The organism is Rhodococcus sp. NPDC127593 (assembly GCF_042671975.1).
GTDB lineage: Bacteria > Actinomycetota > Actinomycetes > Mycobacteriales > Mycobacteriaceae > Rhodococcus_F.
The window spans coordinates 125,374-150,665 of the sequence record NZ_JBHXWI010000018.1 but is presented as its reverse complement, the minus strand read 5'-3'; the positions used below and the strand labels follow the sequence as shown (position 1 = coordinate 150,665).

Here is a 25,292-nt window from a genome sequence, read left to right as displayed (position 1 = left end):
TCGAAAGAAGTTGGCTTGCACTATTTTTGACTTGCTCACCAAAGGCGTCAATGTTGGCTACACCGACCTCCCGCCATGGCAATGAAGAGCCTCGCAGGATCCAAGTTCGAGATCTCGCCGCCCAAAGCCAAGGACCGCTGACGCCCGTCAGGGCGACGACTTCCAGGGCCCCCGCAGCATGCGGAGGCCCTCGAAGCAGAGGTATTGGAAAACGCCACGATTGCCCCAAGATGGGAAACTTCCTGGCTCAAATATCACACGACTCAGGTCAGTCGGTCACGCGGCTCAGGCTGTGTGCGTAGGCGAGTATCTCGTGGGCGGTTTTGATGTGGGCGTAGTCGACGTGCATGTCCTCGTACCGGACGGCGGCCAGCCCTTGGGCTTCGGCGTCCTCGAAGGCTTCGATCATGCCCGAGTAGAAAGCGATTTCGGTGTCGGACGGGCTGAACACCTCGTTGGCGAGGGCGATGTGCGAGGGATGGATCAACACCTGACCGCGGAAACCGAGTTCGCGGTTGCGTTCGGAGAAATTCCGGGCCCCGTCGTGGTCGGTGAGGTCCTGCCACACCCCGACCAACGGGAACTCGAGACCGTTCGCGCGGGCCGCGAGCAGCGCCCGGCTGCGCAGATACAGCGTCTCCTGACCGGACGGGGTGAACTGGAACCCCACCGACCGGGACACGTCCGCGTCGCGCGCGGTCCCGGCGAACAGGGTCGCCACCCGAGGGGACGCGACGGCGATCTTCTCACAGCTCGCATACGCCTCGGCGGTCTCGAGGCAGCAGATGAACTCCAACTTCCCGGCGTCGACGCCGTTGGCCCGCTCGAAATGGGTCACCAGGGCATCGAACCGCACGATGTCATCGGGACCGAAGGTTTTCGGCAACACGAACCCGTCCAGGCCCGGCACGGCGACCGCGGCGATGTCGTCACCCGAGATCCCGGTGTCCAGTGCGTTCAGCCGCACATAGAGTCCGACATCCGCCCCGGCCGCCCGCAGCCGCACGATGGTCCGCGCGGCCGTGGCACGTCCCTGGTCCTTCAGGTGCTCCGGCACGGAGTCCTCGAGGTCGAGAATCAGGCCGTCGGCGCCGGCGGCGATGGCCTTCTCGGCCCACCCCTCCCGATGCCCGGGCACGAACAACAACGAACGAAGCGGTCTCATGGTTTTCTCCCAACGTGTGTGAAATCGTGTGTCAAACCGTGCGATTACGGCCGCACACTGCCGGCGGCGGTCGGTGCAGTACTCGCGAACTCCGTCCGGATGGCGTCGGTGTCTGCGCCCAACGCCGGGACGCTGCCCGACGCCGTGGTCCAGCCCTGTGCGAGGCCGGGCGGCACCAGGGCGGGCACCGGGCCGGCCGGGGTGTCGATATCGCGCCACCGTCCGCGGGCGGCCAGTTGCGGGTGCTCGGCGAGGCCCTGGACCCCGTTGAGCCGGGCGTTGCCGATCCCGGCCGCATCGGCGGCCTGCTGGATCTCGGCGAGGGTGCGTTGCGCGCACCAGAGGCCGACGATCGCGTCGAGTTCGGTGCGCAGCCGGACCCGGTCCGCGTTGCGGGCGTACCGCGGGTCGTCGGCGAGATCCGGACGGCCCAGGAGGTCGGCCGCCAGGCGCCGCCATTCCCGGTCGCTGGTGGTGCCGAGCACGGCGGTCAGGTGGTCGGCGGTCGGGTAGGCGCCGTAGGGGGCGACCATCGGCGAGCCCATGCCGACGGGCTCGGGTTCGACACCGCTGTGGATCACCTGGTTGAGGGCGAAGCCCATCATCTCGGCGACCACGTCGAGCATCGCGATCGGGATGACCGCGCCGCGCCCGGTCCGCTCCCGCTCGAACAGCGCGGCGAGCACCGCCGAGTACGCATACAGTGCGGTGCCGATGTCGGCGATCGGGATACCCGGTTTCGCGGGCTGTCCGGGTAGGCCGGTGATGGTGCAGGACCCGGCCTCGGCCTGGATGAGCAGGTCGTAGGCCCGTTTGTGATCGAGTGGTCCGCCGCGCCCGTACCCGGAGATGTCGACGATGATCAGGCGCGGATACCGCTCGGCGAGTGCGTCCACCCCGAGACCGAGCCGGTCCAGCGCACCGGGTGCGAGGTTGCTGACGATCACATCGGCCCGTTCGAGCAGGTCGTGCAGCAGGTCGTGGTCGGCGGGTGCCGTGAGGTCGAGTGCCGCCGATTCCTTGCCGTGGTTGAGCCAGACGAAGTGGGCGGCCAGACCGCGCACGGCCTCGTCGTAGTGGCGGGTCGAGTCCCCGAACCCGGGTTGTTCGACCTTGATCACCCGGGCGCCCAGGTCGGCCAGGTGCCGGGTGCACAGCGGTGCGGCGATGGCCTGTTCGAGGCCCAGCACGGTGATCCCGTCCAACGGCCCGCTCATGTGAACCTCGGCTGACGCTTGTCGCGGTGCGAGGCAATACCTTCGGCGACGTCCGGGCCGCCGAAGCCGTAGAACTCGAAACCGAGGGAGGCGTCGAAGATCGGCATCGCCTGCCGGTACCAGCCGTTCAGGGCGTGCTTGGTGAACCGCAACGCGCTGCGCGACCCACGGGCCAGGTTCTCGGCGATGCCCAGGGCACGGGCCTGCACGGCGTCGTCGTCCACACACACCGAGACCATCCCGATCCGTTCCGCCTCCTCGCCGGTGAGGACCTCGTTGGTGAGCAGGTGATACTTGGCCTTGGCCATCCCACACAGCAGCGGCCAGCAGATGGCGGCGTGATCGCCGGCGGCCACCCCGATCCGCACGTGGCCGTCGACGATCTTTGCGCGCCGACCGGCCACGGACACATCCGCCAGGAGGGCGGCGACCAGTCCGGCTCCGACGGCGGGGCCGTTGATGGCGGAGACGATCGGGGCCGGGCATTCGATGATGTTGCGGACCAGGTCGCGGGCCTCGTGCATGACGCGGGTGCGGGTGTCCCAGTCCTTGACCATCGCCTCGATCAGGTCGAAGCTGCCGCCGGCGGAGAACGCGCGGTCGCCGGCGCCGCGGATCAGCACCGCCCGTACCGACTCGTCCCGGCCGATCGCCGCCCACACATCCGCCAACTCACGGTGCATCTCCGCACCCACCGCATGCAGATCCGGCCCGTCCAGCACGATCCGCAACAACCCCTCCGACGGACGATCGATCGCCAGCGTCGGGAACTCGTCGTACGTCTTCATTGCTGTACCTCTAGTTTCTCGAGGAAATTGTTCGAATGGAGGTCGGGAGCCGCCCAGGCATCGATCAGATCGGCGGCCGCGACCTGTTCGGTTCGCGGCACCGATGGTCGGCGGGCGGGCGTGCGGGCCAATCGGGGCGCCGGCGCCGGCTGCAGCACCCCGCCGACCCGCTGGTACAGCCCGCGTTCGGCGTTGTGCGGGGCCGTGGCAGCCTCGTCGAAGTTCAGCACCGGGCTCACGCAGGCGTCGGTGCCGGCATAGATGGACTCCCACTCGTCGCGGGTCCGCCCGGCGATCGCCACCGCGATGAACTCCCGCAGGTGTGGCCACCGAGCGCGGTCGTTCTGGTCGGGCCAGTCGGTGGTCTCGACACCGAGGCCGGCGAGGAACTCCCGGTAGAAGTCGGGTTCGAGCGCACCGACCGCGAGGTAGCGGCCGTCCGCGCACCGGTAGGTGTCGTAGAACGGTGCTCCGGAGTCGATCCAGTTCGTGCCCGGCTCATCCGAGAACAGTCCCGCCGCCCGCAGTCCCTGCAGCTTCGCGGTCAGCAGGGCAACACCATCGACCATGGCGACGTCGACGACCTGCCCGTGCCCGGATTTCGTTGCCTCCAGTAGGGCGCATACGATTCCGAACGCACCGATGGCTCCGCCACCCGCGTAGTCGCCGAGCAGGTTGATCGGGGGACGAGGGCGTTCCCCACTCCGCGCCAACGCGTGCAAGGCACCTGATTGGGCGACATAGTTGATGTCGTGCCCCGCTTCCTGAGCACGTGGGCCGGACTGCCCATAGCCGGTCAACCGCGCGTAGACGATCGCCGGATTGTGACCGAGCACCACCTCGGGCGCCAGACCCAGCCTCTCGGCCACGCCCGGGCGGTAGCCTTCGATGAAGACATCGGCGGCCGCTGCCAACCGCAGGGTCGTCTCCACGCCGCGCGGGTCCTTCAGGTCCAGAGCTGTCGTCTCGACGCCGCGGTTGGCCACGTCGTACTCGTCGCGCAGCCCATCGGTCTGGGCAAGCGCCCGCGTCGCCCGATGAGTAGGCCGTACCACGCGCACCACCTGTGCACCCATGTCGGCCAACAACATCGACACATATGGCACTGGGCCCATGCCGGACAACACCAGAACTCGGACGCCGCCGAGTGGTCCGCTCATATCGCAACTCTTTCGCTCGAGGGGAAATACCGCCGATCGCATCGCTGTCACGATGCTGCGGCACATCGGCCGAGGACCAGCGGGGTTCCCGGCAATTGAACGTTCCATTTACGCATATTACACAATATATTGTGCGGCGTGAAGACGGTCTTGGATTTCGGGCCGCATACCGTGGAGGTGTGTTCCGACATGCCGGAAGGGCTGCAACGGAAGCGATCACGTCGTCAAGAAGGCGTCGACCACCCATCCGCGCCGACCGATGACATCGCGTGGGCCATCCCGGAGAACCCACAGCCGTTGCCGTTCCAGATTGCTGGCGGGGCGCCGAACCTCGGGATGGGCGATGGTATATTATGTCGAGTTTCAGAATCCGAAAGGTGCGACCCACGATGCCCCTGAATGACAGGTCAAGACGACAGCAACTTCCCGAAGAAGTGGCCTCGTACGTTCGCGAGATGATCATCTCCGGAGAGGTGCGGGCGGGCGATTTCCTCCGCATCGAGCGCATTGCCGAAGCCGTCGGGGTCAGCACTACGCCCGTCCGCGAGGGGCTCCTCGCGCTGCGCAGCGAGGGATTCGTCGAGATGGTCCCACGACGCGGGTTTGTAGTCGCCCCGTTCACCAAGCAAGACGTACAGGACCTCTTTTGGGCACAGGCCCAGCTGGCCGGTGAACTGGCCACACGGGCCGCGAAGAACATCACCCCCCAGCAGATCGCCGAGCTCGAGGCAATCCTCGAAGCCCACCAGGACGCGATCGCTCAGGGCGACACAGAACGTATCGCCTCATTGGGCCACGCGTTCCACCGCAAGATCAACCTGGCCGCGGACTCTCCGCGCCTCGCCCGCCTCCTCGGCTCGATCGTCACGAACCTTCCGAACCGTTTCTACGCCACCATCGAGGGCCACCTCACGACAACGCAAAAGGAACACCCGCTCCTGCTCGAGGCCTTACGGAAGCACAGCGGCAAGAAGGCCAAGACCCTCATGGAATCGCACATCTTGGACGGTGCGGATCATCTGATCGAGGGACTCGAGCAGCGCGGGCTTTGGAAGACCGACTCCGAGGCGAACGCGGGCTGAGACACCGGACGGATCACCGTGTCGGGCAGTCGATCCGGCACGGAGAATCCCGGCGCGAAAGAAAGCGGCCGAGTCCCGCTACGGCGCGTCGAGGCGACTCGCGCGGCGTAACCTAGTCGCACCATGCGGGCACCCAGTCGGCAAATCAGCATCGCAACTTGCGGCATGGACTCATTTCGGACAGCGCCAGCACCCGGGTGCCGCGGAGTGTCCGCTCATTCCGCTCACCTCCTGTGGTTCTCGTGGATGGCGCCGGCCGCGGTTCCGTTCGCCGCGACCGGCGGCCGGGCCCGCGGTCCCCTGTCGGATCAGCAGGACCTCGGGAGTCGGATATCAGTAGGAGCGGGGAAGCCCCAGCACCTGCTGCGAGATGTAATTGCGGACCATTTCCTGCGAGAACGGGGCGTTGCGCAGCAGCCGCACCTCCCGCCACAGGCGCTCGATGTGGTACTCCTTCGCGTACGCGTACCCGCCGAAGGTGGAGAAGGCCCGGTCGCACGCCTCGAATCCGGCCTCGGCTCCGAGGTACTTGGCCGCCGCCGCCTCGGCGCCGCAGGGTTGCTTGGCGTCGAACAGGTCGGCCGCCTTCATGGCCATGCCTTCGGCAGCCTCGAGCCGGATCCACGAATCGGCCAAGGGATGTGCGACGGCCTGGTTCTTGCCGATCGGCCGGTCGAAGACGATGCGTTCATTGGCGTAGTTCGTCGCCAGGTCGAGGGCGGCGCGGCCCAGGCCGATGCCTTCCATCGCGACGCAGATGCGTTCCGGATTCAAGCCGTCGAGCAGGTAGTAGAAGCCCTTGTCGACTTCTCCGACCACCTCGTTGTCCGCCACCTCGAGGTTGTCGATGAACAGCTCGTTGGTGTCGATCGCCGCGCGGCCGAGTTTGTCGATCTCGCGGATCGTGATCCGCTCGGGGTCCATGTTGGCGAAGAACAGGGTCATGCCGTGCAACGGCTTGTCGTCGCGTCGCGGTGAGGTGCGCGCGAGCAGGAGGATGCGCTGCGCGTTCTTGGCGTTGGTGATGAACACCTTCTGGCCGTTGATCACCCAGCCGCCAGTGATCTTGGTGGCCTTGGTCTTGATGCGGGAGGTGTCGACGCCGGCAGTGGGCTCGGTGACACCGAACGCCATGAGCATCTCACCACTCGCGAGCTTCGGCAGGTACTCGCGCTTCATCTCCTCCGAGCCGTAGCGCACGATCGGCGCCGGCGGGAAGACGTAGAAGTGGACCGCCGAACCACCGCTCATGCCGGCGCCCGACGCCGAGATCTCGCCCATCATCACGGCGGCCTCCTTGAGACCCAGGCCGATGCCGCCGTACTCTTCCGGGATCATCGCGCCCAGCCAGCCGCCGGCGGCGAAGGCCTTCACGAAGTCCCATGGGTACTCGTGCTTGTTGTCCTTGTCGAGCCAGTAGTTGTTGTCGAACTTGCGGGCCAGCGCGCGGGTCGCCTCGCGAACGACTTCGACGTTGCTCTGGTCGGTCTCACTCATCGGTTGTCCTTTTCTATGAACCCGTGGATACGGGGATGTCTTCGAGTGGTGTCGCCGGGTCGAGTGACGACATATCCCCGACCGGGTCCCCGAGGAACCGCGCCCGGATGGCGCGGCGCATGATCTTGCCGTTCTTCGTCTTCGGGAGGGTCGCGACCGTGTGGACGGTCGGCGCGAAGGATTTACCAGCATTGCGCAGGGCCGTCGCCTGCAGATCGTCGGAATCGACGCCGCCCTCGCGCACCACGGCGAACGCGACGGCGCGCTGCCCACGAAGCTCGTCGGGTACCCCGATGACGGCGACCTCCGCGATCCGCGGATCCCTCAGCAGCGCCGCCTCGATCTCCGCCGGGCCCACCCGACGACCCGACAGTTTGATCGTGTCATCGGACCGGCCGTGAATCCGCCACACCCCGTCCGCGTCGACGCTGGCGAGGTCACCATGCACCCACACCTCGTCCCAACGCCTCCAATAGGTTTCGAGATACCGGTCACGGTCGTGCCAGAACGCGTGGGTCATGCCCGGGAACGTGTTCCGGACGGCGAGTTCCCCCACCTCGTCGACGAGGGGTGCACCGTCCTCGCCGAGGACGACAGCGTCGACGCCGGGCAGTGCGCCGTTGAACGCCGCGGCGGCAGTGGGCAGGAACGGGTACCCGATGAGGATGCCGCCGCCGACCTCGGTTCCGCCGCTGTAATTGATGATCGGCCGGCGTGACCGCCCGACCTCCTGGAACAGCCACCACCAGGTGGGCTCGTCCCACGCCTCGCCGGTGGAGACGAACGAGCGCAGCGTGGGCATCTCGCGCACCGCCACGTCGCCGCCCGCCATCAGCGCGCGGGCCGCGGTCGGGGCGATGCCCTGAACGGTGACACCGTTGCGCTCGACAATCTCCCACATCCGATCCGCGGTCGGGTAGGTGGGCAGGCCCTCGATCATCACGATGGTGGCACCGAGCTGCAGCGGCCCGGTCATCAACAGCGGTCCGACCAGCCAGCCGAGGTCGGTGATCCAGGAGACCACATCATCGGCATGAACATCGAAACCGTACGCGAAGTCCACCGCCGCCTTCACCCCGAAACCGGCGTGCGAGTGCACGATCCCCTTCGGGCGGCCCGTCGTCCCGGACGTGTAGACGATGGTGAGCGGGTCGTTCGCCTCCGTCGGCGCCGTCTCCACCGGTGTCGGATCCGGGTCCAGATCGTCGAAATAGACGTCGCGGCCCGCGGTCATCGCCACATCGGTGCCGAGGTGGCGGAGCACGACGACGGTGCGCACCGACGGGGCCGAGTCGAGTGCCTGATCCGCGGTCTCCTTCATCGGCACCGGCTTGCCGCGGCGGGTCGTGCCGTCCGCGGTGATCAGCATGACCGCCTCCGAGTCCTGGAGCCGGGTGGCCAGCGCGTCCGGCGCGTATCCGGTAAAGGTGGGCACCGAGATGGCTCCGATCATCGCGATCGCCAGGAACGCGACGACAGCTTCGGGGACCGCGGGGACGAACAGCACCACCCGATCCCCGCGCCGGACGCCGAGCTGGGTCAGGTTCGCCGCGAACCGGCGCACCTGACGATCGAGTTCGGCGTAGGTCAATGTGCGCCGTTGCCCACCATCCCCCTCGTAGACCACCGCCGTCTTGCCGGCGAGTTGGCCGACCGCGTGCCGGTGCGCGCACAGGTTCGCGACATTGAGCCGCCCGCCGGGAAACCACCGCGGGAACGGTTTGCCGTCGGTCTCGTCACGAACTTGTTCGAACGGTGCGTCGAACGTGATCTGCAGATCGTCGACGACATTGCGCCAGAACCGCTCCGGATCGGTGACCGCGGACCGGTTCAACTCGTCGATGTTCTCGTGTCCCCAGCGCCGCATCGCCGTCAGCAACCGGCTGCGCTCGACTACCGTCTCGTTCGGTATCCAGGCGTACCGCTGGTCGGTGTCCTCGTGGCTTGTGGTCATGGCGTTTTCTCCTCGACGTGTGCGACCGGTTACGCGTGGACCGATTCCGTCGCCGTGCGTTTGAGCATCAGCCCGGCGCGGCGGCACTCGCACACCACCTCGTCGCGCTGGTTGATGCCGTAGTGACGGAACGCAACGATGCCGGAGTCGTTACGGCTCTTCGATTCCCGCTTGTCGAGGATCTCGGTGCGCACCCGGATGGTGTCACCGTGGAAGACCGGCTTCGGGAATTTGACGTCCTCGTAGCCGAGGTTGCCCAAGGTGGTGCCCTGGGTGGTCTCGGGGACCGAGATACCCGAGACCAGGCCGAGGATGAACAGGCTGTTGACCAGGCGCTGCCCGTAGATCGAGTCCTTGCTGTACTCCGCATCCAGATGCAGCGGCGCCAGGTTCAACGTCATCGTGCTGAACAAGATGTTGTCCGTCTCCGTCACCGTGCGACGGGTCGGGTGGTCGATGACGGCACCCGGCTCGAATTCTTCAAAGTACAGACCGGGCATGGGAAGTCCTTTCGATTCGGCGGTATTTCCGCCAGTGCAAGTTCACCTGATATCGCATGTTACACAATATATGATGCGTGTCAATGACGGCTGGGGGCAGATATGCAGCGCGGAAACGTGGTGGGGGAGGCCGGCCTACTGGCTCAGCGGATTATGGTCGGCTTCAGTCACCCGACGACGCGAGCCGCGGATACGCGGGACGTGATCCGATCGGGTGACACCTTCCGGCCCCGAGGCCAGGCGCCTTGGCGCACTCAGCCGTCGCCCACCGAAGGACTGCTCAAAGGACCGCTCATAAGAAGAATGGAAACTGGGTGCATCGAGGAAACCCCGCCGCACACGCGTCAGCGAGGAGCCTGCGTGAGCTCCGAGAAATATCGTGAGCCGCACCGGCCCGGGCGGCACGTTGACTCAACTTACAGCGATGCGACGGCTTACGTGCTCTGCAGAGCCTCGTTGAAACCAGCGGTCATCGCTGGTAAACGGTGTCGCCCCCATCAGACATGGCGACGAAGCAGAGAAAAATGACGCGCCAGGTCACGCCGAGACCGGATTGGGAAGTGCGTCATTGCACAGATTCGGCGCTGTCGCCCATTTCGCCGCTATTTAGCGGTTTCGTCGCTCCACATGCCTTGTTCCTCGAGCTTCGCGATCAGATGATCCGCGGTGGTGGCGATGTGTTTCTTCATCATCGACCTGGCCGCGCGGGTGTTCCTGGTCCGTAGGGCCTCCACCAGCTGCGGATGTTCATTCACCGTGGCGTCGACCTGCTGCTCGATCGTGGCGTAGAAACGGTTCGGTAGATGCTTGACCACCGACCCCAGCAGCAGTGCCAGTCGGTGCGAATCTGCGGCAAGGTTGATCTGACGATGAAATTCATGACCCAGATCGGTGATCCGCTGGTTGTCACCGGCCGCGACGGCCTCCTTGTTCTCCGCCATGATCTGATCGAGCCTTGCCAACTGCGCTGGGCTGATGTTCGAGGCCGCCCGTGCCGCGAGCTCACCGGCGAGCTGGGCCTGGGCCCAAAACAGATCGCGAATGTCTCGCCGGGTGAACGACGCGACGATGAACCCACGCCGAGGCACCATCTGAACAAAGCCCTCGCTTCGCAACAGCTGCATACCCTCCCGGACGGGGGTGTTGCTGACGCCAACCGCTTCGCAAATCGGCTCCATGCGCAGAAACTCACCGGGCTTGACCTCGCCCGAGAAGATCCGTTCACGCACGTAGCTGGCCACCTGCTCAGGCAGACCCTGCTGCCGATTGGCGTTGCGCGCACCGTGCGCCCGTGCGTCCACCGTCATCTTGAGCTCCCAACCAGGTCGTTTCGTCCACCCGCACAATACTCCACTTCCCGCATGATATGCGATATCGACGCGCCCTCTTGCGGGCCTCAAAGCACCGCGAGTTCGGCATCCGAGCGACATTGAGCTCTCGACCCACGTCCGAAGCCGTAACAGCCACTCGCAGGCCTAGCCAAGAAGCACCATGATGCGTAATATATGATCTGGCTTCCACTCTCACCGGCTAGCCGATGCAGCGGCCCCAGGATGGCGCATCCTTTCCAGAACGAGGTACTCGATGAGTCCGAAACCTTTGCAACACATCCGAATCCTTGAGATCGGTGGTTACATTTCCGCCCCGTACAGCACTTCGATCCTGTGTGCATTGGGCGCCGAGGTCGTGAAGGTCGAGAAGCCGCAGGGCGGTGACGACTTCCGGCGCGACCTCGATCATCGCAGCCCCTACTTCGTCCAGTACAACGCCGGGAAGAAGAGCATCGCGGTAGACGTCAAACGGCCCGAGGGCGTGGATCTGGTTCGTGCCCTCCTGCCGAAGTTCGATGTCCTGATCGAAAACATCCGGCCAGGCAAACTCGCTGCACTCGGTTTGGGCCCCGGGCCATGCCGTGAGGCCAACCCCGACCTCGTCTACACCTCCGTCACGGGATTCGGCAACGGTGGCCCTCTGGTTGATCGCGCCGCCTACGACACGATCGGACAAGCCCTCGGAGGGATGTACACCGTAATGGGCGACGCCGGTGAACCCCAACTATCGGGTACCTGTATCGCCGATCTGATCACCGGATTCGTCGGCGCAACCGGCATCCTCGCCGCGCTCGTCACCCGGGCGGAGACCGGGTCGGCGCCGCGAATCGAAACTTCGATGCTCGAGGCGGTCAGTGCACTGACCGTCGACGCCCTTACTCAGATGTACGACGACGACGGCGCCGATCCTTACCGGCAATCGCGCCATCCCCAGGCCCAGAATTTCTGCCTTCACACCGCATCGGACGGTGTGATCGCCATCCATCTGTCGTCCTCGCAGAAGTTCTGGCGCTCCCTCACCGACGCCATAGAACGACCGGACCTACGCGATGACCCACGATTCTCGCTGTACCCGGCTCGGGTACAGCACTATGCGGAACTGGTTCACGTCGTGCAGGCAGCGTTCCTCACCCGGACCGCGGACCAGTGGGAAAAAATTCTCACCGACGCCGATGTCCCATTCGCGCCCGTACTCGGCATGTCCGAGTTTGCCACGCACCCGCAAACCGAGTTCCTCGAACTTCTCGAACCGCAGGACGAGGGACCGGCGCTGCTCCGCGCTCCATGGCTATTTGACGGTGCACGCCCGAGCCGCACCGGCTCCACACCTCGCGTGGGCGAACACACGCGCGCGGTCGCCACCGAGGTGTATGACGAATCGACGATCGACAAGTTGCTTCGCGATGGTGTGCTGTTCGCACCCTGAGTCCATCCCACGATGCCCCAATGGTCCAAGACTCCGGAAGGCGCCACCGACGATGCTGCAGACCCCCACCTCCACAAGACAGCAACTCCCCGAGGAAGTCGCCACACACGTGCGCGAGATGATTATTTCCGGGCAAGTACGAGCCGGTGAATTCCTCCGAATCGAACCACTGGCCGCCACCTTCGGAGTAAGCGCCACGCCCGTCCGAGAAGGACTCCTCACACTCCGCAGCGAAGGATTCGTCGAGACGGTCCCGCGACGTGGATTCCTCGTGCTTCCCTTCACCCGGCAAGACGTCCGCGATCTCTTCTGGGCACAGGCCCAGTTAGCCGGCGAACTGGCGTCGCGAGCCGCCATGCGCATTACCCGTCACCAGATTGATGAGCTGAGGATGAGTCTCGAAGAACATCAGGCCGCCATAGCACGGAGCGACGGCAACGAAATCGCCACACGAGGCCATTCCTTTCACCGCAAGATCAACATCGCCGCGGACTCACCGCGGCTCGCCCGCCTGTTGGATTCCGTGGTCACGAACCTGCCAAACCGCCTATACGCCGCCGTCGACGGCCACATTTCGACCACGCAGGTCGATCATCCTCTGCTACTCGACGCCTTGAACAAGCGCGCACCCAAAAAAGCCCGAGCTCTCATGGAAGCGCACATCCTCGACGGAGCCGATCACTTGATCTCCGAACTCGAGTTGCGTGGCCTATGGGCTGGACCAAGCTGAAGTGAGCTGTAGAACTCGGTCTGGCTCATCGACTCGGCGCCGCCCGTGATCACCAGATCGCTCATCCCGGTCTGCACCTGCATGGCCGCGTAGATCACCGCCTGCAGCCCGGAGCCGCAGCGGCGGTCGAGCTGGATGCCGGGCACGGTGACGTCGAGGCCTGCATCGAGCGCAGCGATCCGGCCGATGGCCGCCGCCTCGCCGTTGGCGTAGCCCTGACCGAAGGTGACGTCGTCGATGTCCTCGGACGTGATCGACGTCCGCTCGATCAGGCCCTTCAACACCGTCGAGGCGAGGGTGGTGACGGGGACGTCACGGTATACGCCGCCGAATCCCCCGACGGGGGTGCGGACCACCGAGTCAGTACCTGTCGCTGCGAACTGGAGCTGAACGGTGATTACCGCCGGAGGGGAAGGGTTGAAGGTTGACGTTCTCGAACACGGCCGCGATGCCCTGCCCACCGCCGATGCACATCGTCTCGATGCCGTAGCGGGCCTGGCGGCGGTCGAGTTCGCGGAGCAGGTTGGCCAGGATACGACCGCCGGTGGCGCCGACGGGGTGAACGAGGGAGATGCCGGATCCGTTGACGTTGAACCGGTCTCGCATGTCCGACACGTCGAACTTCCACTCCCGCGCGCACGCCAGCACCTGCGCTGCGAACGCCTCGTTGATCTCGAGGAGATCGATGTCGTTCAGGATGAGCCTCGCCCGGGTGAGCCTTGTCCACGGCGGGGACCGGGCCGATGCCCATCCGGTTCGGCTCCACTCCGGCGACGCCCCAGCTTACGAGCCGGGCGAACGGGCGCAGGCCCAGACGTTCCGCGTTCTCGGGGGTGGTCACGATCTCGGCGGCGGCCGCGTCATTCTGACCGCAGGCGTTGCCCGCGGTCACGGTCGCCTCCGGGTCGACGCGCGACCGGATGGGCCGCAACGCCGACAACGACTCTGCCGTGACATCACGGCGCGGGTGCTCGTCGGTGGAGGTCGGCGGGGACGCACCCTGTACCGCCGTACTTCATACGCTGTCCCGCCCCGCCTACAGGCATTTCCGGACCTGCCTCCCGCACTTCCACTCGATCGGCGCCGTCCCTCGAACACAAACATCACACGGTGGATCCGAATAGTCAGTGTCATATCGGTCTCGACGTCAACGCGGTTTTGCTCCGCAGGATGTCGGGGCACCCGGATATCCTGCGCCGGTGACGATCGAGCCGGTGAACGAGGCCCTCAGCGGCCCGGTAACAGCATCCGCCGCCGTGCTGGCAATCGTCTTTTTCGCCAATAGGGGCGACGACGAAACAACTCACACGAGCAGGCTCGCGCGCTGGCCTGTCGTCCGTTCCGCCACCGGCACCGGCAGAGCCGGTGGCACCTTCTGCGTCGGCTAATGACGTCGGGAGACCGGTACGAGATGGGCAGTTCGAATTCGTGGTTGTCGCCTTCGACGGCAGCACGGCGCAGCTCAGGGTCAGCCTTGCCCACGCGGAAGGTCACGGTCGGCTGAACGATCATCCGAGGACGAGAGGGAGGTTCGTGACCAGCGCGCCGAGTTCGGCCTTCTCCGCGTCGGTCGGGGCCCGCCGTCCGGTGCCGACCAGCAGCGCGTCTGTGTCGGAGAACGACGCGGGGAACGCGGCCCCTGCGATCTTCTCCAGCATGTCGCGGGACCGGGCCAGCCCCTCTGCGGGCGGTTCCGCCGCGCCCGGGAGGTGGGCGATCAGGTCGAGGTGGTGCAGCGTCGACTCCAGGACGTACGCGGAGAGGTAGTCGTCGACGGTGAGGACCTCGTCGCGGGTGCTGACCCACAGGTCCGGGTCGGCGAGTTCGGCGGCGCGGCCGGCGGTTGAGCCGACGTCGTCGAAGTGGAACTTCAGCAGCCGAGGCTCCTGGTACGCGGCGGCCAGCCGGACGATCAGCGCGTCGAGCGGGTCGTCGCCGGTCGGCGGCGTGTCGGCGAGGTCCCAGTAGGTCACGGCGTCGCGGGTCGGTTCCGTGTCCGCGGGGGTCACGAGGGTGATCAGGACGTCCTGCGCATCGATAATGAGGTGGCACACCAGATCCCGTACAAGCCAGCCGGTGCAGCCGGACGGCTGTGCGAAGTCCTCGTCCGGGAATTCGGCGACCGCGGTGCGCAACGCCGACCACGAGCGGAAGAAAAGATCCACATCGTCACGGTAGTGCCGGCGTACCGTCGATGTCATGACCGAGGAGAACCAGGTTGCGCCGTGGGACGAGATCTACCGAGGCAAAGCGGAGGAATTTTCGGGACAGGTGCCGTGGAACATCGGTGAGCCGCAGCCCGAGATCGCCGCGCTGATCGCGGAGGGCAAATTCCGCAGCGACGTGTTGGACGCGGGCTGTGGACATGCCGAGACGTCGCTCCATCTGGCGGCGCAGGGGTACACAGTGGTCGGCCTGGACCTGTCGCCGACGGCCATCGCGGTGGCCCGGGCCGCCGTCGCCGATCGTGGACTGACGACGGCCACCTATCAGGTGGCGGACATCAGCTCGTTCACGGGTTTCGACGGCCGGTTCTCCACGATCGTCGACAGCACCCTGTTCCATTCCCTCCCCGTCGACCGGCGGCGCGACTACCTGCACGCCGTCGCCCGGGCGGCCGCGCCCGGCGCGTCCTACTACATCCTGGTGTTCGCAAAGGGCGCCTTCCCCGAGGGGGAAGGACCGAACCCGGTGACCGACGACGAGCTGCGCGAGGCCGTCGCCGAGTTCTGGACCATCGACGACATTCGCCCGGCCTTCATCCACGCACTACTAGGCCCGGAGCAGGCCGCGAACTGGGAGCACGACGAGAAGGGCCGGACCATGCTGCCGGCGTGGCTACTGTCGGCTCACCGCGACTGAGCCGGTCGGCAGAAACCCTTACTCGGCAGGACAGTTCGTACCTTACGGGCGCAAGAGGAATTCTCCGGCAAGCTGGATGGCTTCGCGTTTGGTGTACCCGGGGTGGTCCGCGACGATGAAGTGGCGGCCGATCGCGAGCCCGAACATGAGCGTGCTGCGTGCCTCGATCTCGTCGGGGTCGGTGACGAAGGTGCCGAACATCTTCCGCAGGAAATCCATCCGCTCGTTGTCGATGCGCTGCAGGCGCGTCGCGACGGACCGGTCGTGGTGGGCCCAGGCCCGGATCGCGAGATCGATCCGTTGAAAGTCCTCCGAGTAGGTCAGTTGCCCCACGCGCCGGATTCTGTCGGCAGGGGTGCCGCCTTCGGCATCGGCTTGGGCGATAACGGCTTTGGTGCAGCGGCGTTCCCACTCGTCGAGCATCTCGGTGAGCAGTGCGGGACGGCCGTCGAAGTAGCCGTAGAACCCGCCCTTCGTCACGCCGAGTTCGGCGGCGAGTGTCTCGACGCGGACGGCGTCGGGTCCTCCTCGTGCGAGGGCGTCCAGGCCCGCCTCTATCCAACGGGCTCGTGTCGTGCGGGCGACGGCGGGAATCGGGCCACCTCCATTGATCGCGTTCAATTTGTACGGTACCGTATAGATGAAATATACGGTGCCGTATAGATCGGGGACGACAGTGCCACGAATAGCAGAGGCCACCTACATCGAGCAGCCCTGGCGCATCCACGAATTCACGAGTGACTTCGACGTCGAGGACGTGTGGTCGTTCCGCACTCCCGGAGCCGGGCCCGACGACTTCCCGACGATGCTCGCGGCGATGCGAACCGCGGGGGGACCCGCGAAGCAGCCCCGGCCGGTGAGGTTGTTGTTCGCCGTTCGGTGGAAGCTCGGGGCGCTCTTCGGTTGGGACAATCCGTCAACCGGTGTCGGTGAGCGGGTTGCCTCGCTCCGCGACCGCCTGCCCGGCGATCTCCGCGCCGCTCCGCGCGGCCCGGACGACGACGGCATGCCCCTCACCGCGGTGTACGAGCTCGACACGGAGTCCGCCCGCGAGCTGGCGAACAAGACCGTGCACACCGTGATGCATCTCGGCTGGGCGAGAGGAGCGAACGGCGATTACGAGCTGCAGATGACCGTTCTCGTCAAGCCCAACGGTTGGTTCGGGCGGCTCTACATGACCGCCATCGCGCCCTTCCGGTACCTCATCGTCTACCCGGCCCTGACCCGGCAATGGGAGCGAGCGTGGCGCGACCGCCACCAAGCAGCGACGAGGTAGGGCGGCTTTTCGGATCAGCGGCTCACCGCGGTTTCCCGCTCGACGCGCGACAGCTTCTCGGGGTTGCGCACGATGTAGAGACCGGTGATCATGCCGTCGTCCATCCGCACCGCCACGACGTCGTCGATCTCCCCGTCGAGCCGGACGATCAGAGCCGGGGAGCCGTTCATCTGCACCGGCTCGACCGACACCTCGCCGTCGATCCGGGGCAGGCCGGCCGCTAGCAGGCGACCCACCTTGTCGGCCCCCACGATGGGCCGCAGCACAGCCTGCTTCACTCCGCCACCGTCACCCAACAGGACGACGTCCGGTGCGAGCAGGTCGAGCAGGCTCTGCAGATCGCCCGTCTCGAGCGCCCGTTGGAACGCCTCGAGTGCGTCCCGGGACTCGGCCGGGGAAACGGCGCCGCGCGGCCTGCGCGCCGCGACATGTGCCCGCGCCCGGTGCGCGATCTGGCGGACGGCGTCCGGGCTCTTGCCGACGGCAGCCGCGATCTCGCCGTACTCCAGAGCGAACACCTCACGCAGCACGAACACCGCCCGCTCGGTCGGCGCGAGCGTCTCCAGCACCAGCAGCATCGCCATCGAGACGCTGTCGGCTAACTCGACGTCCTCGGCCACATCGGGCGCGGTCAGCAGCGGCTCGGGCAACCAGGGGCCGACGTAGGACTCTTTGCGCCTGCTGAGTGTGCGCAGCCGGACGAGCGCCTGGCGGGTAGTGATCCGGACCAGATACGCACGCTGATTGCGCACCGTGTCGAGATCGACGCCCGCCCACCGCAGCCAGGTCTCCTGGAGGATGTCTTCCGCGTCGGCGGCCGAGCCGAGCATCTCGTAGGCGACGGTGAACAGCAGGTTGCGGTGGGCGACGAACGCCTCGGTAGCGGGGTCCGAACGATCGTCCTGGCTCCCACCGCGATCTGCGGGCGTGGTCTGCGACGTGCCGGCCATGGTGGCTCCTCTTCACTCTCGACTGTGTCACACACCAGACACCGGACCCCGCCGTTTTGTGACACCAGACGGCTGCCGACCCGTGTTGCCCGCTGCCAAATTACGTGACCGCGAGGCCGCGGCGTGAGCGATTGTCACAAGGATCGGGTGGCCGGCATCTCATGTTCGTACAGACCATCACACGACGCCACGAGTGAGGACGAAGTCATGGACGCCCGATTCAACCTGTTCGACAACGAGATCGCCCTGAAATTCGGCAAGCGGTTCGCCAACGCCGCCCTGGTGATCGACCAATCGCCGCTGCCGAAGGCCACCCAGCACCTGGTCGAGATCCGGGCCAGCCAGATCAACGGCTGCGGCTTCTGCACCGACATGCACACCAAGGACGCCACGGCCGCCGGCGAGACCCCGGTCCGGCTCAACCTCGTCGCCGCCTGGCGCGAGGCCACCGTGTTCACCGAGGCCGAGCGGGCCGCGCTGGCACTCAGCGAGGAAGGTACCCGGCTCGCCGACGCCCACCACGGCGTGTCCGACGAGACCTGGGCCCAGGTGCGCAAGCACTACGACGACGGCCAGATCGCCGCGCTGGTCTCCCTGGTCGCCCTCATCAACGCCGCCAACCGGATCAACGTGATCGTGCGCAACCCGGCGGGTTCCTACGAGCCCGGCATGTTCGCCAGTATGACGAGCTGACCGGCAGACGACGGCCCCCTGACAACGAGTCCTTGACCCTGACACAGTGACAAGGACTCGAATGGTCGACGAAGGAGGTGGTTGTCGTGAACACAACCAACCACGGTGGGCCGCATGCTCACCTCGTCGACGCTCTGGCCGCAGCCGACCCGTCGGGTCGGCTGCGGGCGGCGCTCTCTGCAGGCACACGCCCCGATCCGAATCTCACGGACACTCTCGTCGATCGGAGTGCCATCGAACCGGACTTCTTCGTCCGGGACATGCTGACCTGGGCATTGTGCCGCCAGCCGACCGAGCTCACGGTGCCGAGACTGGTCCGAGAGCTCGGTTCCGGCACCGCGCAGGCCCGCAGTCAGTCGCTGCACACCCTGTCCAAGATCGGGGACCGGCTCGCCTGGCCCGCGGTGTCGGCACTGCTGCACGACGAGCACGACGAGGTCGCGCGCAGTGCGTGGCGGGCGGCCGTGGCACTCGTGCCGCCCGGCGACGAGGCTGCGCTCGCGGTCGATCTGGCGACCGAACTCGGACGGGGCGACCAGCACATGCAGCTCAGTCTGAGCCGTGCGCTGGTGGGACTCGGCGACGCTGTCCTACCGGTCCTCGACGCAGCCGGGACGAGTCCCGATCCGCGCATTCGTGCGCATGCGGATGCGACGAGGCGGCTCTGCCACGACCCCGACAGTGGGTTCACCCTCGCGGTCGAGACGGCGAAGCGCGTCGCGGTCGCCGGTCCGGACACGTAGTAGGAGGAGATGGGATGTTGATCGGTGAGGTCTCGCGGCGTTGCGGTGTCAGCACGCGGATGTTGCGTCACTACGACACGTTGGGACTGGTAAAACCCACGGGCCGCACGTCCGGCGGCTACCGCGAGTACTCCGCCGACGACATCCGACGGCTCTTCCACGTCGAGAGCCTGAGGACCTTGGGGCTGTCGTTGAACGAAGCCAAGCGGGCACTGGACGAGCCCGATTTCGCACCGGCCGATCTGGTGGGAGACCTCATCCGCCACACCCGCCAGCGGATCGCCGCCGAGGAGGAACTGCTCGGCAAGCTCGAACGAGTCGACGCCGCCTCGCCGGCGGAGTGGGACGATGTCCTGCGCATCGTCAGTCTGTTGCGTGCGCTCGAATCGGAGTCCGCGGCCCGCCGTCAACAAGCGATCCTGTCTCAGAGCGGGACTGCGGCGCTGCCCGTCGAATCGCTGGTCGAAGCCATCCTGTCGGAGGACGACCTCAATGTGGCCGGAGCGCTGCAGTGGTCGTTGGCACGGGTCGCCGGTCGGGGACTCGCGGATCTGGCCCACGGTCTCGACGCGGAGGAGGTCGACGTCCGGCGTCGCGCCACTGCCGCGATAGCGGCAATCCACACCGCCGAGGCAACGGTCCAACTGAGACGAGCTCTCGAGGATTCGGACGCCACGGTCCGCGGGTACGCGGCCCTCGCTCTCGGCTCTCGCGGAAACATCGACTCGATGCCCACCCTGATCGAGATGGTCGTCGAGGGGCGGCGCGATGTCGAGGCCGCTGAAGTGCTGGGCCTGCTGACCACGGTCTCGCCCTCGGCCGACGACATCGTCGAGGTCATGCAGGACAAGCTCGACAACGCCGATGACCCGCCCACGCGGTTGCGGATCACGCAGGCGCTCGCCGAGATTCCCGGCACGGCGGCGCGGCGGGCACTCGACCGGCTGACCCACGACGGCGACCGGACGATCGCGTCGACCGCGGCAGCGATCGTGAACACGCTGGACCGTGGACGAATCGTCCGAACGTCGAGCCTCCGACCCGTCCGAAGGCTGTCCTAGCCGGAATCCCGCGGAGAAGCGACCGGGTCGGACCGTTACTACCGCCCGTCACACGTACCGAATTTCCCAGCCAATTGCGGTCTTTGACCGATTGACGGCGATCCGTTGCGGGTAGTCGGGTTCGGGGTGGTACACACCGACTTGACGATTTCGGGTACGCCGGGCGGCCAGCTCCGGGTCGACCAGCGTCGACCAGCGATCGCCGATCCGGGTGAAGGGAGTCGACGATGATAGCTCGCTTGCAGGTCGCTGCAGCGGTGGTCGTGGGCTATTGGCTGGGCCGGGCGCATCGGAAGAAACTGGGACTACTGCTCGCGGCGGCGAGTGCCGGCCGCCTCGCCGGGGGACCTCAGGAGATGGTGGACCGGGCCGCCACACTGCTCCAATCCTCACCCGAGTTCGCCGAGCTCAGTGAATCGGTGCGTGGCCAACTCCTCGACGCCGTGAAAGTGGCGGCGATGACCGCCGTCACCGCCCGAGTCGACGCACTCGACAATCGGCTGCTCCGCAGCAGCGATGCGGTCCTCGAGACCGCCGAACACCTGCTCGAGGGAACCGCGGACACGGCCGGAGGCGCCACCGTGGGCGCGGTAGGGAAAGTCGACGACGACGCGACGGCAGAGCCAGCTGAGGAACGACCGCCCGGCAAGCGCGGCGATTAGGCGAGAACCTCTGGTAATCGAGAGCGAGGAGTGCAGCGATGACCACAGCAGGAGGTGGCCCGAGTTCGAGCAGCGCGAACCCAAGGGCCTGACCGACCTCGTCTCCGACATATTGCTGTTCCTGATAGGAGACGGCCACAGCCGAGTACGTTCGTGGCATGGGTGACGAGGCAATCGACCCCGAAGCGGCATATGAAGCCCTTTCCGCCGGCGCGCGCCTCGCTCTGCTCCGAAACCCCGAGGGCATAATGCCGCCGCACTTCATCGGGCAGGTGATGGCCGTATGCGGGGACTCGTGCGTCGCAGGTATCAGTGGTGGAGCTGATTCGGTACCGCAGGTGGCGGTTCTCCAAGGGCCACTCTCCGATTACCTCTCCCAGTGCAGGTATGTGCTGGATGCGTGGTGGAACTCCTTGACGCCGCGACTCCGGGCAGATATCAGGTGTCGCGAAGCGGCACCAGAATCATTGGCACTGCAACTACCCCAACACACGCCCTGGACTGCGGTGTCCACGCCGTGTTCTCACCTGTTGGTGCGCGACTATCTCGAATTGCAGGCAACGGGACTCGAACTGATGTAGCTCAGTCGGGCAGATGGAGCGGTCAGTCGGGGATCTTCTCTCCTGAAATCTCGTCTGGTTCGTATTCGTCGTGGCGGCGCAGCCAACTCATGAAGGGGTCGTCGCCGCGGCGGGGTTCTGGTTCCCAGCCTTCCTGGCGGCCGCGGGCGGTGAGGTCGAGCCAGTGGTAGGTGCCGAGGAGAATCTCGGTGGAGCGGGCATAGCCGGAGTAAGTGTGAAAGATGCGCTCACCCTGGCGGAGGAAAGCACTGACACCGTGTTCTTCACCGCACCAGCCTTTCCACGCGGGGTTCAACCGCTCGAGCTCGGCCTCGTCCTTGTAGTTGTATTCGACCGGTGCGACCGACGCGTCGAGGGTGACGTGGAAGTCGTAGTTGAAATCGCTGCCGTGCGAGGAGTACCAGGGAAAAGTCCAGCCCATGCGCTGGCGGTACTGCTCGAGTTTGTCCAGCGGTGCGCGCGACACGGCCGCGAACGACGTGTCCCGGGCATAGAGGTGCTGGAGGTAACCGAGGTTGTCCATCGTGAACGAGCACGACGGGCATCCTTCATCGGCGTCGGGTTCGAACATGAAGTGGTAGATCAGGAGTTGGCTGCGGCCGTCGAACAGGTCCCCGAGTCTGGTCCTGCCGTCGGGGCCGTCGAATACGTAGTTCTCGGTGATCTCGACCATCGGTAGCGCGCGCCTGGCGGCGTTGACCCGGTCGCGGTGGCGGGTCAGCTCCTTCTCCTGTGCGAGGAGATCGCGTCGCGCGACGAGCCACTGCTCGCGGGTGGTGACCTGTGGATCGGACGCAGTCATCTCTCGTCTCCTCTCGAAGGGCACCTGCAATCCTCGCAGGCGACTCTGGGCGACGGCACCCCGACCGCGCAGATTGTCTCGCTTCGCGCAGAATTCGCGTCGGCACGAACTCGAGTGGATCCTATTCGAAGTGGGCCGGCCTACATCCATAACTTTGCGGCATCCGATACCAAGGACTGTGCCGGGCGATTTCACCACACGCCGAGCACCTGATGCGCCGCGGCTCGTTCACAACCAGTTTGTTTCCGACAAACGTGTGCACGATAAGCGACTTCGAGTGGCTCGCGTCTACCAGGCCGGTGAATACGAAGTCGTACATGGTCAGCAGCCGTCCACAACATTGACAGGACAATCTTTCGAGGTAGTACTCGTCACCGGCCAGCATGCCCGGCCGCAGGTCCAGGAGGCGCTCCATCTTCGCTATGTCGACTGCGTCGGATTTCGTCGACTTGGTTTCATCGTCGAGTTCCGCCTGGCTCGGCGCCGATCGCTCGAATTCCTCACGGGACAACGAAACAACGCTGTTGTAGTCAGCCATTTCTCCACTCCCACTTCCCAGACATCGACCCAGCTTCGAACAAGACCGGTTGGTTCCGATCCTTCTCGGAGGCCTCGGGATTGTCACTGGTGGTTCGCTTCTCTAAACGAAACCACCGCGGCGACGTCAGGTACTCGTGAGGATGACGAGTCGCTGGGTCGCCCGGGTCATGGCGACGTAGCGGTCGACCGCTCCTTCGATCCCTTTGCCGAAGGTGTCGGGGTCGACGAGGACGACGAGGTCGAACTCGAGCCCCTTCGACAGCTCCGGGGTCAGCGAACGGACGCGGGACGTTGCGCGGAACGTCGGATCGCCGATGACGCAGGCGATCCCGTCGGAGTTCGATTCGAGCCAGGTGTCGAGGATCGAGCCCAGATCGGGAACAGATCCGTGTACGACGGGGATGTCGTTGCTGCGGATGGAGGTCGGTACGTTGGCGTCCGGGAGCACGGCACGGATGACCGGCTCGGCTTCCGCCATGACCTCTTTCGGCGTCCGGTAGTTGACGGTCAGAGAGGCCAGCTCGATCCGGTCGAGCCCGACCCTCTCGAGCCGTTCCTTCCACGACTCCGTGAACCCGTGCCGGGCCTGGGCCCGGTCACCGACGATGGTGAAGCTCCGGGATGGGCAGCGCAGCAACAACATCTGCCACTCGGCGTCGGTCAGTTCCTGCGCTTCGTCCACGACGATGTGCGCGAACGTGCGGGTGAGCAGGTCGGGGTCGGTGCTGGACAGCGCGGCTTCGTCGACCAGCATCTCCTGCAGGTCCTTCTGCCGCAGCTGCGTCATCAAGCTTTCACCGTCGTCGTAGGCATCGGCCGCGATCAGGTCGTCGATGACCTTGGACCTCTCCTCGCGTTCGGCGGCGACGGCGGCGTTGTGTCGACGCCGCCGTCGTGATTCCTCGGGGTCGCCGAGCCGCTGCCGTGCTGCGTCCAGGAGTGGCAGGTCGGACACCGTCCAACGCTGGGCGTCCGGGCGTTGCAGCTTCCGAACGTCGTCGGGGCCGAGCCAGGGAGCACACTTGCGCAGGTAGGCGGGCACCGACCACAGGTCTGCGACGAGGTCGGCCGCCTCGATCAGGGTCCACGCGTTGTCGAGGGTTGTGCGCAATTCGTCGTTCTGCTGCAACGACTTCCGGAGCTGTGCCGTCGGAACGTCACCGTCGTACTTGTCGATCAGGATCGTGAGCAGCAGCTCCCAGATCTGCTCGCGCGCCTCGTTGTGCGGAGTGCCGGGTTCCGGCGCTTCGAACGCCTCGGCCCAGTCGTCGGTGCTCAGCCAGATGTCGGACCACTCGGTCGCGACCGTCATGCCGTCGGTGGGCGGCTCCTCGTAGAACTCCACGGCCGCGTCGATGGCCTTCACCAAATCCGCGGACGACTTCAGGCGGGCCACGTCCGGGTCGGTTTCGATCTTCGCGGTGGCACCCTCGGCGACGAGGTCCCGCAGGGTGCAGAGCTGCACACCCTCCTCTCCGAGGCTGGGCAGGACATCGGCGACATAGGCGAGGTAGGGCTCGTGAGGACCGACGAACAGCACGCCGTGACGGAGCCGGGGATCGGAGTAGAGCAGGTACGCGGCGCGGTGCAGCGCGACGACGGTCTTGCCCGTACCCGGGCCGCCGTCGACGACGAGGGCGCCACGGGATCCCGCGCGGATGATGGCATCCTGGTCGGCCTGGATGGTGCCGAGCACGTCCCGCATCCGGGCCGACCGGTTGCTGCCCAGGCTGGCGATGAACGCGGACTGGTCGTCGAGCGCGGCATTCCCTGCGAACCCGTCCGGGGCGAACACCTCGTCCCAGTAGTCGCTGACCCGGCCGCGGGTCCAGCGATACCTGCGGCGTCGTGCCAGACCCATCGGATTGCCGTGGGTCGCACCGAAGAACGGCTCGGCCACGGGGGAGCGCCAATCGACGAGCAGCTGATCGCCCGCACGGTCCATCAGGCCGAGTCGTCCGATGTACACGGGCTCGGGGTTGTCAGCGCCGACGAAGTGCCCGAGGCACAGGTCCAAACCGAACCGGCGCAGGGCGCGCAGCTCAGCGGTCAGCCGGTGGACCATCATGTCCCGCTCCATCGCCTCCTGGCCCAGCCGGCGGGGTGCCTTGCGCTCGGCATCGATGCGGTGGGACAGGTCGGCGATCGACTGCTCGAGGCTTTCCGCGAGGGCCGCGAAGTGCCGCTCGTCGTCGGCGATCAGCGTCGGGTCCGCCTTGGGTGCGAGGTGGTCGGGAAGATCGAACGCACTGGCAGTCAGGTTTTTCATGTC

The 25,292-nt window shown here is 66.1% G+C and carries 24 protein-coding genes and 2 pseudogenes; 10 read left to right on the top strand and 16 right to left on the bottom strand.

What is annotated here, in order from left to right; all coding sequences use genetic code 11:
* Positions 1-268: 268 nt before the first annotated feature.
* From ACFVJ3_RS18730 to ACFVJ3_RS18715, 4 genes are read right to left on the bottom strand one after another with little or no spacing between them, the layout of a single operon-like run.
* On the bottom strand, positions 269-1,165 hold the full coding sequence (locus tag ACFVJ3_RS18730; RefSeq protein ID WP_378453438.1) for an HpcH/HpaI aldolase/citrate lyase family protein: 897 nt from the start codon (positions 1,163-1,165) through the stop codon (positions 269-271).
* Positions 1,166-1,209: 44 nt separating this feature from the next.
* Positions 1,210-2,382, bottom strand: a complete 1,173-nt coding sequence (locus ACFVJ3_RS18725) for a CaiB/BaiF CoA transferase family protein (RefSeq protein ID WP_378453437.1) — start codon at positions 2,380-2,382, stop codon at positions 1,210-1,212.
* The gene (locus ACFVJ3_RS18720; RefSeq protein WP_378453436.1) at positions 2,379-3,170 is read right to left on the bottom strand and encodes an enoyl-CoA hydratase/isomerase family protein; all 792 of its coding nucleotides are present in this window, start codon (positions 3,168-3,170) and stop codon (positions 2,379-2,381) included. Before ACFVJ3_RS18720 ends, ACFVJ3_RS18725 begins: the two co-directional genes overlap by 4 nt.
* Positions 3,167-4,330, bottom strand: a complete 1,164-nt coding sequence (locus tag ACFVJ3_RS18715) for a CaiB/BaiF CoA transferase family protein (RefSeq protein ID WP_378453435.1) — start codon at positions 4,328-4,330, stop codon at positions 3,167-3,169. The genes ACFVJ3_RS18720 and ACFVJ3_RS18715 overlap by 4 nt, the downstream gene beginning before the upstream one ends.
* 389 nt (positions 4,331-4,719) lie before the next feature.
* On the opposite strand from ACFVJ3_RS18715, the gene ACFVJ3_RS18710 reads away from it, so the two are divergent.
* The gene (locus ACFVJ3_RS18710) at positions 4,720-5,412 is read left to right on the top strand and encodes a GntR family transcriptional regulator (protein ID WP_378453434.1); all 693 of its coding nucleotides are present in this window, start codon (positions 4,720-4,722) and stop codon (positions 5,410-5,412) included.
* Positions 5,413-5,745: 333 nt separating this feature from the next.
* Here the strand turns inward: ACFVJ3_RS18710 and ACFVJ3_RS18705 are convergent, their stop codons facing one another.
* The 4 genes from ACFVJ3_RS18705 to ACFVJ3_RS18690 all read right to left on the bottom strand — a co-directional run bounded on the left by ACFVJ3_RS18705 (position 5,746) and on the right by ACFVJ3_RS18690 (position 10,670).
* Positions 5,746-6,909, bottom strand: a complete 1,164-nt coding sequence (locus ACFVJ3_RS18705; protein WP_378453433.1) for an acyl-CoA dehydrogenase family protein — start codon at positions 6,907-6,909, stop codon at positions 5,746-5,748.
* 13 nt (positions 6,910-6,922) lie between these two features.
* Positions 6,923-8,863 (bottom strand): AMP-binding protein, encoded by a 1,941-nt coding sequence (locus tag ACFVJ3_RS18700; protein ID WP_378453432.1) that lies wholly within the window; start codon positions 8,861-8,863, stop codon positions 6,923-6,925.
* 29 nt (positions 8,864-8,892) lie between these two features.
* Positions 8,893-9,363 (bottom strand): MaoC family dehydratase, encoded by a 471-nt coding sequence (locus ACFVJ3_RS18695; protein WP_378453431.1) that lies wholly within the window; start codon positions 9,361-9,363, stop codon positions 8,893-8,895.
* Positions 9,364-9,965: 602 nt separating this feature from the next.
* On the bottom strand, positions 9,966-10,670 hold the full coding sequence (locus ACFVJ3_RS18690; RefSeq protein WP_378453430.1) for a GntR family transcriptional regulator: 705 nt from the start codon (positions 10,668-10,670) through the stop codon (positions 9,966-9,968).
* A gap of 277 nt (positions 10,671-10,947) precedes the next feature.
* Here ACFVJ3_RS18690 and ACFVJ3_RS18685 point away from each other — a divergent pair, with 277 nt between their 5' ends.
* Positions 10,948-12,120 (top strand): CaiB/BaiF CoA transferase family protein, encoded by a 1,173-nt coding sequence (locus ACFVJ3_RS18685; RefSeq protein ID WP_378453429.1) that lies wholly within the window; start codon positions 10,948-10,950, stop codon positions 12,118-12,120.
* Between the two features lie 52 nt (positions 12,121-12,172).
* Positions 12,173-12,850, top strand: coding sequence for a GntR family transcriptional regulator (locus ACFVJ3_RS18680; protein WP_378453428.1), 678 nt, complete (start codon positions 12,173-12,175; stop codon positions 12,848-12,850).
* 2 nt (positions 12,851-12,852) lie between these two features.
* Here ACFVJ3_RS18680 and ACFVJ3_RS18675 read toward each other — a convergent pair.
* Positions 12,853-13,206: pseudogene (locus tag ACFVJ3_RS18675) on the bottom strand (beta-ketoacyl synthase N-terminal-like domain-containing protein); the annotation flags it as partial.
* Positions 13,207-13,210: 4 nt separating this feature from the next.
* Positions 13,211-13,829: pseudogene (locus tag ACFVJ3_RS18670) on the bottom strand (acetyl-CoA C-acyltransferase); the annotation flags it as partial.
* Positions 13,830-14,049: 220 nt separating this feature from the next.
* On the opposite strand from ACFVJ3_RS18670, the gene ACFVJ3_RS18665 reads away from it, so the two are divergent.
* A complete protein-coding gene (locus ACFVJ3_RS18665) occupies positions 14,050-14,238 on the top strand; it encodes a hypothetical protein (protein WP_378453427.1) in 189 nt (62 codons plus the stop codon).
* A 120-nt stretch (positions 14,239-14,358) separates the two neighbouring features.
* Here the strand turns inward: ACFVJ3_RS18665 and ACFVJ3_RS18660 are convergent, their stop codons facing one another.
* Entirely contained in the window at positions 14,359-15,015 is a 657-nt protein-coding gene (locus ACFVJ3_RS18660) for a maleylpyruvate isomerase N-terminal domain-containing protein (protein WP_378453426.1), read from the bottom strand.
* Between the two features lie 34 nt (positions 15,016-15,049).
* Here ACFVJ3_RS18660 and ACFVJ3_RS18655 point away from each other — a divergent pair, with 34 nt between their 5' ends.
* Entirely contained in the window at positions 15,050-15,712 is a 663-nt protein-coding gene (locus ACFVJ3_RS18655; RefSeq protein ID WP_378453425.1) for a class I SAM-dependent methyltransferase, read from the top strand.
* 42 nt (positions 15,713-15,754) lie between these two features.
* Here the strand turns inward: ACFVJ3_RS18655 and ACFVJ3_RS18650 are convergent, their stop codons facing one another.
* Positions 15,755-16,411 (bottom strand): TetR/AcrR family transcriptional regulator, encoded by a 657-nt coding sequence (locus ACFVJ3_RS18650; protein WP_378453424.1) that lies wholly within the window; start codon positions 16,409-16,411, stop codon positions 15,755-15,757.
* Here ACFVJ3_RS18650 and ACFVJ3_RS18645 point away from each other — a divergent pair.
* Complete coding sequence (locus ACFVJ3_RS18645) at positions 16,389-16,988, top strand: DUF2867 domain-containing protein (protein WP_378453423.1); 600 nt, start codon at positions 16,389-16,391, stop codon at positions 16,986-16,988. The two genes, ACFVJ3_RS18650 and ACFVJ3_RS18645, sit on opposite strands and share 23 nt — an antisense overlap.
* A 14-nt stretch (positions 16,989-17,002) precedes the next feature.
* Here ACFVJ3_RS18645 and ACFVJ3_RS18640 read toward each other — a convergent pair whose 3' ends face one another.
* The gene (locus ACFVJ3_RS18640) at positions 17,003-17,938 is read right to left on the bottom strand and encodes an RNA polymerase sigma-70 factor (RefSeq protein WP_378453422.1); all 936 of its coding nucleotides are present in this window, start codon (positions 17,936-17,938) and stop codon (positions 17,003-17,005) included.
* Positions 17,939-18,145: 207 nt separating this feature from the next.
* Between ACFVJ3_RS18640 and ACFVJ3_RS18635 the strand changes: the two genes are divergently transcribed.
* From ACFVJ3_RS18635 to ACFVJ3_RS18620, 4 genes are all read left to right on the top strand, one after another.
* Complete coding sequence (locus tag ACFVJ3_RS18635) at positions 18,146-18,631, top strand: carboxymuconolactone decarboxylase family protein (RefSeq protein WP_378453421.1); 486 nt, start codon at positions 18,146-18,148, stop codon at positions 18,629-18,631.
* 77 nt (positions 18,632-18,708) lie between these two features.
* On the top strand, positions 18,709-19,374 hold the full coding sequence (locus tag ACFVJ3_RS18630; protein WP_378453420.1) for a HEAT repeat domain-containing protein: 666 nt from the start codon (positions 18,709-18,711) through the stop codon (positions 19,372-19,374).
* A 14-nt stretch (positions 19,375-19,388) separates the two neighbouring features.
* Positions 19,389-20,435, top strand: coding sequence for a MerR family transcriptional regulator (locus ACFVJ3_RS18625; RefSeq protein WP_378453419.1), 1,047 nt, complete (start codon positions 19,389-19,391; stop codon positions 20,433-20,435).
* Between the two features lie 227 nt (positions 20,436-20,662).
* Entirely contained in the window at positions 20,663-21,097 is a 435-nt protein-coding gene (locus tag ACFVJ3_RS18620) for a hypothetical protein (protein ID WP_378453418.1), read from the top strand.
* Between the two features lie 603 nt (positions 21,098-21,700).
* Here ACFVJ3_RS18620 and ACFVJ3_RS18615 read toward each other — a convergent pair.
* From ACFVJ3_RS18615 to helR, 3 genes are all read right to left on the bottom strand, one after another.
* The gene (locus tag ACFVJ3_RS18615) at positions 21,701-22,480 is read right to left on the bottom strand and encodes a DUF899 domain-containing protein (RefSeq protein WP_378453417.1); all 780 of its coding nucleotides are present in this window, start codon (positions 22,478-22,480) and stop codon (positions 21,701-21,703) included.
* A 121-nt stretch (positions 22,481-22,601) separates the two neighbouring features.
* Positions 22,602-23,018 carry a hypothetical protein gene (locus ACFVJ3_RS18610; protein ID WP_378453416.1) on the bottom strand — a complete coding sequence of 139 codons (417 nt, stop codon included), beginning with the start codon at positions 23,016-23,018 and terminating at the stop codon, positions 22,602-22,604.
* A gap of 126 nt (positions 23,019-23,144) precedes the next feature.
* The gene (gene helR / locus ACFVJ3_RS18605) at positions 23,145-25,289 is read right to left on the bottom strand and encodes an RNA polymerase recycling motor ATPase HelR (protein ID WP_378453415.1); all 2,145 of its coding nucleotides are present in this window, start codon (positions 25,287-25,289) and stop codon (positions 23,145-23,147) included.
* Positions 25,290-25,292: the final 3 nt, after the last annotated feature.

Bases quoted from the DNA above. Each gene is read 5' to 3' on its own strand.
- ACFVJ3_RS18730 (WP_378453438.1), bottom strand. From the start codon at position 1,165: ATGAGACCGCTTCGTTCGTTGTTGTTCGTGCCCGGGCATCGGGAGGGG.
- ACFVJ3_RS18725 (WP_378453437.1), bottom strand. From the start codon at position 2,382: ATGAGCGGGCCGTTGGACGGGATCACCGTGCTGGGCCTCGAACAGGCC.
- ACFVJ3_RS18720 (WP_378453436.1), bottom strand. From the start codon at position 3,170: ATGAAGACGTACGACGAGTTCCCGACGCTGGCGATCGATCGTCCGTCG.
- ACFVJ3_RS18715 (WP_378453435.1), bottom strand. From the start codon at position 4,330: ATGAGCGGACCACTCGGCGGCGTCCGAGTTCTGGTGTTGTCCGGCATG.
- ACFVJ3_RS18710 (WP_378453434.1), top strand. From the start codon at position 4,720: ATGCCCCTGAATGACAGGTCAAGACGACAGCAACTTCCCGAAGAAGTG.
- ACFVJ3_RS18705 (WP_378453433.1), bottom strand. From the start codon at position 6,909: ATGAGTGAGACCGACCAGAGCAACGTCGAAGTCGTTCGCGAGGCGACC.
- ACFVJ3_RS18700 (WP_378453432.1), bottom strand. From the start codon at position 8,863: ATGACCACAAGCCACGAGGACACCGACCAGCGGTACGCCTGGATACCG.
- ACFVJ3_RS18695 (WP_378453431.1), bottom strand. From the start codon at position 9,363: ATGCCCGGTCTGTACTTTGAAGAATTCGAGCCGGGTGCCGTCATCGAC.
- ACFVJ3_RS18690 (WP_378453430.1), bottom strand. From the start codon at position 10,670: ATGACGGTGGACGCACGGGCGCACGGTGCGCGCAACGCCAATCGGCAG.
- ACFVJ3_RS18685 (WP_378453429.1), top strand. From the start codon at position 10,948: ATGAGTCCGAAACCTTTGCAACACATCCGAATCCTTGAGATCGGTGGT.
- ACFVJ3_RS18680 (WP_378453428.1), top strand. From the start codon at position 12,173: ATGCTGCAGACCCCCACCTCCACAAGACAGCAACTCCCCGAGGAAGTC.
- ACFVJ3_RS18655 (WP_378453425.1), top strand. From the start codon at position 15,050: ATGACCGAGGAGAACCAGGTTGCGCCGTGGGACGAGATCTACCGAGGC.
- ACFVJ3_RS18640 (WP_378453422.1), bottom strand. From the start codon at position 17,938: ATGGCCGGCACGTCGCAGACCACGCCCGCAGATCGCGGTGGGAGCCAG.
- ACFVJ3_RS18635 (WP_378453421.1), top strand. From the start codon at position 18,146: ATGGACGCCCGATTCAACCTGTTCGACAACGAGATCGCCCTGAAATTC.
- ACFVJ3_RS18625 (WP_378453419.1), top strand. From the start codon at position 19,389: ATGTTGATCGGTGAGGTCTCGCGGCGTTGCGGTGTCAGCACGCGGATG.
- ACFVJ3_RS18620 (WP_378453418.1), top strand. From the start codon at position 20,663: ATGATAGCTCGCTTGCAGGTCGCTGCAGCGGTGGTCGTGGGCTATTGG.
- ACFVJ3_RS18615 (WP_378453417.1), bottom strand. From the start codon at position 22,480: ATGACTGCGTCCGATCCACAGGTCACCACCCGCGAGCAGTGGCTCGTC.
- ACFVJ3_RS18610 (WP_378453416.1), bottom strand. From the start codon at position 23,018: ATGGCTGACTACAACAGCGTTGTTTCGTTGTCCCGTGAGGAATTCGAG.
- helR (WP_378453415.1), bottom strand. From the start codon at position 25,289: ATGAAAAACCTGACTGCCAGTGCGTTCGATCTTCCCGACCACCTCGCA.